Here is a 9,197-nt window from a genome sequence, read left to right as displayed (position 1 = left end):
TCGTACTTGTTGCGTTGGCCTTTCGGGATCTCGATCGTGACGTCGAACTCCACCGGGTTAGCTCCTTCGGGTCGTCTGGACAATTCGGAACGAGTCTATCCACCGACCGCAGATCCGGCCAATCCGGCAGGATCCGGCAGAATTGGGCCAGACAGGCAGGAGAGTCATGCGTCACAGCCAGCGGCACCGCGTTCGTCGTCGGCGGGCCACCCGCCTGGGATTCGGGGTGTCGGCGCTGGCGCTGGTAACCGCCGTCGTGGTGGTGGCGGCCGCGTTGTGGACTTCGGGTGGTCACGGCGGCGGCGCTGCGACTGAGCCCGCACCGCCGGCGGCGATGGCCAAACCGGACGTGGTTCCGGTGCCCGACACCGCGCCGATGCCCACCGCCGCCGGATTGGCGGCATCGCTGGCCGTTGCGGTGTCCGACCCCAACCTCGGAACGCTGAGCGGCCGGATCACCGACGCGATGACCGCGACGGAGCTCTGGGCTGAAAACGGCGATCTGCCGATGCAGCCGGCGTCGACCGACAAAGTGCTCACCACGGCCGCAGCGCTGCTGGCGCTGGATCGCAACGCCCGGGTCACCACCCGGGTGACAGCGGGCGAGCAGCCCGGGGTCATCGTGCTGGTCGGTGGCGGCGACCCGACGTTATCCGCGGCCCCACCCGGCCAGCCAACCTGGTATCGGGATGCGGCGCGGATCAGCGACCTCGCCGATCAGGTCCGCCGTAGCGGCGCGGCGCCAACGGTGAGACAGGTGGACACCTCCGCGTTCAGCGGGCCGACGTTGGCACCCGGCGGGGACCCCCTGGATATCGAGGGCGGTGACATCGCCCCGATCGAGTCGGTGATGCTCGACGGCGGACGGATCCAGCCGGTGAGCGCCGAGTCCCGCCGCTCGGTGACCCCCGCGCTGGATGCCGGGCGTGCGCTTGCCGACGCGCTCGGCATCGACACCCGCCGGGTGACGATGGCTAGTTCGGCTAGTTCAGCTAGTTCGGCCACGTCAGCTACCGGGGCCACGTCGGCCACCGGGGCCACCGGTTTGGCCGCTGGACGTGAACTGGCCTCGGTGCGGTCGGCGCCGCTGATCCAACGGTTGGGGGAGATGATGAATGCCTCCGACAACGTGATGGCCGAATGTATCGGCCGCGAAGTGGCGGCGGCCATGCACCGGCCACGGTCGTTTTCCGGCGCTGTGGATGCGGTGACCAACCGGCTGGCTACGGCCCATGTCGAGCTGAGCGGCACCACGCTGGTGGATTCCAGCGGACTCTCGGTCGACGATCGGTTGACGGCAAAGACCCTCGACGAGGTGGTGCAGGCGGCCGCCGGGCCGGGTGAGCCGGCACTGCGGCCGCTGCTGGACATGCTGCCGGTCGCCGGGGGCAGCGGCACCCTGTCCGAGCGTTTCCTCGACCCGGCTGCCGATCACGACACGGCCGGGTGGTTGCGGGCCAAAACCGGCTCGCTGACCCGCACCAACGCGTTGGCCGGCGTGGTCACCGACCGCAGCTGGCGGGTGCTGACGTTCGCGTTGGTCTCCAATGACGCCGGCCCGACCGGGCGCACCGCGATCGACGCGGTGGCCGCCATCCTGCGGTCGTGTGGATGCGGATCATGACCACTCCGTTAGCTAAGACGCCTGACTTGACCATCGGGCGCGCGGTGGATTGGCGGTTCGCCGCCGCGGTCGGCGGCTGGCTGGCCCGCCCGGCGCCGCCGACCACCGAGTACACCCGCCGCCAGGTGATCGATGAGCTGAGCAGCTCGGCCAAGACCGCTGAGCCGCTGGTGCGGGAGGTGACCGGGTTGGGCGCCGATGCTGCGGTGCCCGACGCCCGGATCGTCGACCGGCCGCAGTGGATCACCGCGGCCGCCGAATCGATGCGGGTGATGACGGGCGGGACCGAACAACCGAGTGGCTTTTTCACCGGACGGGTGACCGGCGCGCAAACGGGTGCGCTGCTGGCTTTTGTCGCCTCAGGCATTCTCGGCCAGTACGACCCGTTCGCTCCCGGCAGTGCCGATAGCGCCGGTCGTCTGCTGTTGGTGTACCCCAACGTGATCGCCGTCGAGCGCCAACTACGGGTGACGCCGGCCGACTTCCGGTTGTGGGTATGCCTGCACGAGGCGACGCATCGGGTGCAGTTCACCGTCAACCCGTGGCTATCGGGCTACATGACGCAGGCGTTGGCGGTGCTGACCGCCGAAAGCGGTGACGACGCCGTGCAGGTGCTGCTCCGGCTCGCCGGTTACCTCTGGAACCGCCGCTTCGGCGCCGCCGTGGACCCAGTGGACTCTGTGGACCCGATGACACCCGCGGCCCCTGCGACCCCCATGCCGGGAAGCCCGTCGGGCATTCTGGGCCTGTTACGCGCGGTGCAGTCCGAGGCGCAGCGCACCGCGCTGGACCAGTTGCTGGTGCTCGGCACGCTGCTGGAGGGTCATGCCGATTATGTGATGGACGCCGTCGGCCCGGTGGCGGTGCCGTCGGTGGCGACCATCCGCCGCCGCTTCGACGAACGGCGGCAGCGCAGCCAGCCACCGCTGCAGCGGCTGCTGCGCGCGTTGCTGGGCATCGACGCCAAACTCAGCCAGTACACCCGCGGCAGGGCATTCGTCGACCAGGTGGTGGACCGGGTGGGAATGGACCGGTTCAACGTGGTCTGGTCGCACCCGCAGACCTTGCCGCTGCCCGTGGAGATCGAAGAGCCGCAACGGTGGATCAACCGAGTGCTGTAGCTCAGCTGCGAAAGGCTGTCGCCAAGTTCGCCGAGACGTACCTGCCCGCCGACGGCCGATGGTCGGTGGGGCTGTCCGGTGGTGCGGACTCACTGGCGCTGACTGCGGTCGCCACCCAGTTGCTGCCCACCACCGCGCTGATCGTCGACCACGGCCTGCAACCCGGATCGGCGTCGGTTGCCGCTACCGCAGAGGCGCAGGCAACGCGTCTGGGATGCGTTGGCGTCCAAGTGATATGTGCCTCCGTGGGCACCGACGGCGGCCCCGAGGCTGCGGCCCGCGCAGCCCGTTACGCCGCACTGGACGAGGCTCGCGGCGATGACCCGGTGTTGCTGGGCCACACGCTAGACGATCAGGCCGAGACGGTGCTGCTCGGGCTGGGCCGCGGTTCGGGCGCCCGCTCGATAGCCGGGATGCGCCCGTACGACCCGCCGTGGTGCCGGCCGCTGCTGGGGGTGCGACACGACCTGACGCGCGCTGCCTGCGTCGAGCTTGCGCTGACGCCCTGGCAGGATCCGCATAACATCGACCGCCGCTTCACCCGCACCCGGTTACGTAACGAGGTGCTGCCGCTGCTGGAGGACGTGCTCGGCGGCGGCGTCGCCGAGGCGTTAGCCCGCACCGCGACGGCGCTGCGGGAGACCACCGAGCTGGTCGACTCGCTGGCCGCGCAGGCGTTGCCCGGTGCCACGGCGGGTACCGGGCTGGACACCGAAGCCTTGAGCGCGTTGCCCGGCCCGGTCCGGCGCGCCGTCATCCGGTGCTGGCTGCTGGCCGGCGGCGCGACGGGACTGACCGACAAACAGATCCGCGGAGTGGACAGGCTGGTCACCGGGTGGCGCGGTCAGGGCGGGGTCGCGGTCGGGTCCGCATTCCGCGGTCACCGGTTGGTCGCCTGCCGCGGTGACGGCTTGCTGCGGCTGCGGCGAGAGCCGATCTGACCCGGCGGTTGGTTGTCGTCCCCGCGCATGGCACGCTGTGGTCGTGGCTGCGAGCTCGCCGGAGACCGCACCCGGTGCCTCGCCGGAGTTGTACCCGGGTGACATCAAATCGGTGCTGCTGACCGAGGAGCAGATCCGCAAGCGCACCGCCGAGCTCGGTGCGCAGGTTGGCCGGGACTACAGGGACTGCTCGAAGGACCGCTCGGATCGTCGGGGCCTGCCCGAGGACGGGGATCTGCTGCTGATCACCGTGCTCAAGGGAGCGGTGTTGTTCGTCACCGATCTGGCCCGGGCGATCCCGCTGCCCACCCAGTTCGAGTTCATGGCGGTCAGCTCCTACGGGTCGTCGACGTCGTCGTCGGGGGTGGTGCGCATCCTCAAAGATCTCGACCGCGATATCAGCAACCGCGACGTGCTGATCGTCGAGGATGTCGTGGACTCGGGGCTGACGCTGTCGTGGCTGCTACGCAACCTGGCCGCCCGCCATCCACGGTCACTGCGGGTATGCACACTGCTGCGCAAGCCCGACGCGGCGCGCGCCGGTGTCGACATCGCCTATGTGGGCTTCGACATCCCGAATGAGTTTGTGGTCGGGTACGGGCTGGACTACCTCGAGCGCTACCGCGACTTGCCCTACATCGGGACCCTCGATCCGCACGTCTACCAGGAGTAGCCGTTACGCGGCGATCACAAGCGTGGCGGAATCGGACGCGTCCGCCCGAAAGCGGGTGGTGCCCCAGGCCTCTGCCATCGGCTCATACCAGCTCCCAGACCGCGGTCACCGAAAAGCTCACGGTCTGCTGGCCGGGTTCCACCGGAACCGGTGCGGCCATCGCACCGCGCTGCGCCGGCGTCGGCGCGGGCAACACGAAAGGTGAGGTGCGGCCGGACTCTTCGGAGATCGAGATCACTTTGCCGAGCCGGAGACCGGACAGCTGGGCGTATTGTTCGGCGCGGCCTTTTGCGTCATCGAAGGCACGCGCCCGCGCGTCACGCACGAGTTGTGAATCGTCTTCGATGAAGTAGCTCACCGAATTGATCCGGGTGCCGTCGCCACCGGTGCTGACGATCAAGGCCAGTGCCTGCGACGCGGAGTCCGAGGCAACCTTGACCCGAATCGTGTTGTCGGCGCGGTAGCCGGTGATGGCGGCCCCCCCGGCACCGCCGTCCTGATTGCCGTACTGCGGCTGCAAACTGACCGCGGTGGTGCTGATGTCCTTGCGGCTCACGCCGGCGTCCACCAGCGCGGTGATCACCGCCTGCTGGCGTTCGCTGCTCTGGTTCATCGCGGCTGTGACATCAGGCGCGACGAACTCGATGCCCACATCAGCAGTCAGCCTGTCCGGCACGCCCTGGACCTGCCCGGAACCGACGACCGTCACCCGGCGTGGGTTGTCGCCCGCCGCTCCCGGATTGGCGTCACACGCCGACAGCGTGACGGCGGTCAGGCCCACAAGCACACCGAGCACCCTGGCGCTGCGTGCAGTCGACATGTCTGGCACCCTAGCGCCTCCATGGTCAGACTGGCACCGGCGACTACCGTTGAGGCCGGAGCGTGCCAGTGCCGGCGCATATCGCCGTGACGCTGTGCGAGCCGAGCCGATATAACCCGATCAAGGAGCTGCCCCACCATGACCGATCCGTCAAGAGCGCTGGCTACGGCCATTGAACCATTTGCAGGGCAGGTGTACTTCGCCCCGGAGTGCCACCGCGGGTATACGGCACTCGGCTTCGGACCCAGTCCCGGCAAGACCGGCCAAGTCGAGATGCCCGACGGGCCGGCCTATTTCTGCAGCCGCGGCTCGGTGCTGGGGCAGGTGCCCGGTGAGGTGATCGCCGCGGCCTTCGCGGTGTTCAACCCGGCGGTCGTGGTGCCGGCGGTCACTCGCGGCTGGGGCTTGACCGACGCCCGGACGATTTGCCGGGTGCGCACCGACGGTGCGCTGGCCCAGCTGCGCCGCGTCCTCGGCGACAACCCAGACGGTCTCGACCGTGCGGTGGGGCTGCTGCGCCGGGCGACAGATCGGCTGCCGTTGGCCGGCAAACCGCTGTTTGCCGGCCTGATGGCCCAGGGTCTTCCCGGTGAACCGCTGGCCGACGCGTGGCGGCTCGCCGATCTGCTGCGCGAATACCGCGGCGACGTTCACATAAACGTCTGGACCACCTCCGGTTTCGACGCCGTGGAGGTCGGTCTGATCACCGAGCTGTACTGGGGCCTGCCGCTGCGCAGCTACATGCGAACCAGGGCCTGGGCCGACGACGACCTGGCTGCCGCCGAGGAACGCCTGGCCGCTAGGGGGCTGATCTGCGACGGCGCGTTGACCGATGCCGGCCGAGCCTCGCGCGAGGCCGTCGAGGTGGCCACCGACGAAGGATGTGCGCCGATCGTCGCCGGACTCGGTGACGACCTCGACGAGCTGGCCGGCCTGGTGGGCGCTTGGTCACGACAGCTGCAGTCGGCCGGGGCCTATCCGCCGGTGGGGCCGCGGGACCTTGCCGCGGCCGCCCAGCGTTGACCGGCCGCGGGAAAACCCCAGGGCCTCAAGCACTTCTTCATCACCGGGCGGTGAGTAGCCACTTTCGCCGCAGGTAGTCGAGGGTTTGATGGTCGTGCCGGTCGTCTGTGGGGTCACGTGATTCGAAGACCGAGGTACCTACGGAGCACCACAGCCGCCCGTTTGGCGCGTACCGTCTAGCCATCTCCGGGACCCGCGCGTGGTCGCCAACGATAAAACCGTTGGGGCTCAACGCGTTTGTCAGCTCTTCTGGTGTGAATCCAGTGCGGTACGGCTCGCCGCGACGGCGGACCCAACGGGCACTTCGCCGCGCACCGGCAAGCGGATGGATATCGGTGTCAAGTTGGGGGTCGCCGTAGTCAAGTACGAGCAGACTCTCCGGAGCGTAAAGATCGGCCAGCTCGGCAAGGGTTTGCTCGACCCGCAAGCTCGGTCGACCGAGCCCGCCTGGGTCTGTTCAGCAAGGATGTCGGCTTGGCCGGTCCGCAGGCGGATGATCCGCACCGCGCTCTGGTGTCCGGTTGCCGATCCCTACCCGGACAACGTTGAGTTTGGGGGTGTGCATGACCGATCGGGCTGGCTAGCCCGGGGCTAGCTGTTATGGCGTGTTGAGCCGTGCAAGACGGTCGGTATAAACGATGCGCAACGCATCGCCGCGCATCGCTACACTGCTGTCGTGACCAAAGCAATCACGGTTCGCCTCGATGAGGCTGACCACGTCGCTCTGCATCGGCAGGCAGAGCGGTTGCGGGTGCGGCCTGGCACCCTGGCCCGCATGTTGGTGCATGCCGGACTCAACGAAGATGTACCCGGCCTCGGACGCTCCGAAGCTCGTGGCGCGCTCGACCGGTTGGTGCGGCGCTCCCGCAAGCTAGCGCCCGCGGATGCGGTGGAGCTGGTCAACGAGGCACAGGCCGACTTCGGCGCTACGCGGTGAGCGTCGTCCTCGACGCGAACGTGCTCGTGACCCTGCTGGTAGCCGATGAGCACCAACCAGCGGCACAAGCTCACCTTGAGGAGTGGTTGGCCACTGGCGAGGAATTGCATGCCCCGGGCGTGCTGCCCTATGAGGTCGCAAACGTGCTAGCCCGTCTGGTCTTCGAGGGCGCGCTCGATGTCAGTGGCGTAACCGAGATCTGGCAGGACCTTGCCGCTTTCAACCTGCAACTGCACCCGTTCGATCTCGTTGGCGACGGACCCGAGATCGCCGCGATCACCGCCCAGCTTCGGCGCCGGCACGCCACCGACTCGACGTACGTATGCCTTGCTCAACGGCTCAACACAACACTCTGGACCCTCGACGGCACTCTGGCCCGCAACGCCGACGCGGCCCGATTCCCGGTCAAGCTCCTTGCCTGACCCCACCCCACAGGCGCTCCCAAGCACACGATCAACCGGATCTGAGTCATCGTCGGCAGTACACCGATGCTCGATGGGAAATCCTGTGCACGGTGACGATCTTGGCCGTGTCGTCGATGCTGTAGATGATCCGGTAGTCGCCTCGTCGCGCCGAGAAAAGGCCGGCGAGTTCGCCGACCAGGACTCTGCCGAGCCGCTGCGGGCTTTCACGGATGGGGCCATGTAGCGCGGCAAGCGTCCGCTACGGCGTTGGCCACAACTGAATTCCCAAGAGAGATCCCAATGTCACGACGTTGACCGGAGTCGGGAAAGTAAGCAGCGAGGCTGCTGGCATAGCAGGTGTCGGCGCTTTGGAGACAAAGACCGAGCTGCTCGGCGCGGACTCCCGGTGAAAAGTGACAGCGCCCGCACGCCGTGGGCGTGCGGGCGCTGTCATGCCTCGCGGCGTCAGGGGCTCGCCGTGGTGGTAGGCCCCGCTGCGCCGGGTGCCCCGGTCGTACCGTTCGTGCCGGCCGTGCCGGCGACCGCAGTGCTGGAGTGAGTCGTCTCCGCCGTACCGGCGGCCCCGCCGGTACCCGCGCTGCCACCCGCCCCGCCGACCCCGTTGGTCCCGCCGGTGCCGCCTGCCCCACCGTTGCCGCCGTCACCGCCGTTGCCGGCGGTCGACACGCTGCCGGTGCCGTTGGTGCTGGCGTCACCGCCGGTGTCACCGTTGCCACCGGTCCCACCGGTGCCACCGGCCGCGCCAGTACCGCCGGTGCCGCCCTCGCCGCCCGCGCCGCCAGCCCCGCCGTCACCTCCGGTGGCTTTTCCGTCGGCCCCGGTCGCGGTGGCGTTGCCGCCGGTTCCACCGTCACCACCGGCTCCGCCGGTCGCGCCGGCAACGCCTGCCCCGCCGGCCGCGCCTTCGGCGCCGACGCCGCCTTCACCGCCGGCACCGGCGGTCGCAACGCCAAGGTCGCCATTGGCCGTGGCGGCGCCCCCGGCGCCGCCGTCGCCACCGGCACCGGCCACCAAGCCCTGACCGCCGGTGCCGCCGACGCCGCCGGCCCCGCCGGTGGCGATGCCCTCGGAGCCGTGGGCGATGGCGTCGCCACCGGCGCCGCCTTCACCGCCGGCACCGCCGGTGCCGTTCTGGGCGGTGCCGCCGGTGCCGCCCATGCCGCCTTCACCGCCGGTCGAAGTGCCGAGGTGGCCGTTGGAAGTGCCCTCCCCGCCGGCGCCCCCCACGCCGCCGGCACCGCCGGTCCCGCCGTTGCCGAGGGTCGCGGTGGTGCTGCCGCCGGTCCCGCCCATGCCGCCTTCACCGCCGGTGGTGGTGCCTTGGGCGCCGTCGGCCGTGGCACCGCCGCCCGCGCCGCCGACCCCGCCGGCGCCGCCGTTACCGAACATCGACGCGACCGCGTCGCCGCCGTTCCCGCCCGCACCCCCGTTGCCGCCGGTGGCGGTACCGCCCCCGCCGTGCGCCACGGCGGCGGCGCCCGCACCGCCGGCTCCGCCGTCACCGCCGTCGCCCATGACCGTGCCGCCCGTGCCGCCGCTGCCGCCGTCGGCACCGGCCCCGCCGGTACCGCCGTCGCCGCCGTTACCGAAGAACCCGGCGTCACCGCCGTTGCCGCCGGCCACACCGGCCTCA

10 protein-coding genes and 1 pseudogene are annotated in these 9,197 nt (G+C 69.9%); 8 read left to right on the top strand and 3 right to left on the bottom strand.

Features of this window, described 5'->3' with window-relative positions; translation table 11 throughout:
• The first annotated feature begins 166 nt into the window (after nt 1–166).
• Genes dacB through hpt form a run of 4 tightly spaced genes read left to right on the top strand, consistent with a single transcriptional unit; the run spans nt 167 to nt 4,359 of the window.
• On the top strand, nt 167–1,624 hold the full coding sequence (gene dacB, locus AC2VON_RS23450) for a D-alanyl-D-alanine carboxypeptidase/D-alanyl-D-alanine endopeptidase (protein ID WP_486954995.1): 1,458 nt from the start codon (nt 167–169) through the stop codon (nt 1,622–1,624).
• On the top strand, nt 1,621–2,745 hold the full coding sequence (locus AC2VON_RS23445) for a zinc-dependent metalloprotease (RefSeq protein WP_486954994.1): 1,125 nt from the start codon (nt 1,621–1,623) through the stop codon (nt 2,743–2,745). Before dacB ends, AC2VON_RS23445 begins: the two co-directional genes overlap by 4 nt.
• Nucleotides 2,724–3,686 (top strand): tRNA lysidine(34) synthetase TilS, encoded by a 963-nt coding sequence (gene tilS, locus AC2VON_RS23440; RefSeq protein WP_486954993.1) that lies wholly within the window; start codon nt 2,724–2,726, stop codon nt 3,684–3,686. The genes AC2VON_RS23445 and tilS overlap by 22 nt, the downstream gene beginning before the upstream one ends.
• Before the next feature lie 37 nt (nt 3,687–3,723).
• Nucleotides 3,724–4,359, top strand: coding sequence for a hypoxanthine phosphoribosyltransferase (gene hpt, locus AC2VON_RS23435; RefSeq protein WP_486954992.1), 636 nt, complete (start codon nt 3,724–3,726; stop codon nt 4,357–4,359).
• A gap of 82 nt (nt 4,360–4,441) precedes the next feature.
• On the opposite strand, the gene AC2VON_RS23430 is transcribed toward hpt, so the two are convergent.
• Nucleotides 4,442–5,179 (bottom strand): SIMPL domain-containing protein, encoded by a 738-nt coding sequence (locus AC2VON_RS23430; protein ID WP_486954991.1) that lies wholly within the window; start codon nt 5,177–5,179, stop codon nt 4,442–4,444.
• A 138-nt stretch (nt 5,180–5,317) separates the two neighbouring features.
• Between AC2VON_RS23430 and AC2VON_RS23425 the strand changes: the two genes are divergently transcribed.
• From AC2VON_RS23425 to AC2VON_RS23410, 4 genes are all read left to right on the top strand, one after another.
• Nucleotides 5,318–6,202: an SCO6745 family protein gene (locus AC2VON_RS23425; RefSeq protein WP_486954990.1), complete on the top strand. Its 885-nt coding sequence runs from the start codon at nt 5,318–5,320 to the stop codon at nt 6,200–6,202.
• 199 nt (nt 6,203–6,401) lie between these two features.
• Complete coding sequence (locus AC2VON_RS23420) at nt 6,402–6,797, top strand: hypothetical protein (protein WP_486954989.1); 396 nt, start codon at nt 6,402–6,404, stop codon at nt 6,795–6,797.
• Nucleotides 6,798–6,878: 81 nt separating this feature from the next.
• On the top strand, nt 6,879–7,139 hold the full coding sequence (locus AC2VON_RS23415; RefSeq protein WP_486954988.1) for a hypothetical protein: 261 nt from the start codon (nt 6,879–6,881) through the stop codon (nt 7,137–7,139).
• On the top strand, nt 7,136–7,561 hold the full coding sequence (locus tag AC2VON_RS23410) for a type II toxin-antitoxin system VapC family toxin (protein WP_486954987.1): 426 nt from the start codon (nt 7,136–7,138) through the stop codon (nt 7,559–7,561). The genes AC2VON_RS23415 and AC2VON_RS23410 overlap by 4 nt, the downstream gene beginning before the upstream one ends.
• A 46-nt stretch (nt 7,562–7,607) precedes the next feature.
• Here the strand turns inward: AC2VON_RS23410 and AC2VON_RS23405 are convergent, their stop codons facing one another.
• Both AC2VON_RS23405 and AC2VON_RS23400 read right to left on the bottom strand, forming a co-directional pair.
• Complete coding sequence (locus AC2VON_RS23405; protein ID WP_486954996.1) at nt 7,608–7,775, bottom strand: type II toxin-antitoxin system RelE family toxin; 168 nt, start codon at nt 7,773–7,775, stop codon at nt 7,608–7,610.
• A 233-nt stretch (nt 7,776–8,008) separates the two neighbouring features.
• Nucleotides 8,009–9,197 (bottom strand): annotated as a pseudogene (locus AC2VON_RS23400) (hypothetical protein); the annotation flags it as partial.

It is taken from the genome of Mycobacterium sp. TH-M82 (assembly GCF_057473605.1).
The sequence above is the reverse complement of the archived record's forward strand: the minus strand, read 5'-3'. Positions and strand labels throughout refer to the sequence as shown.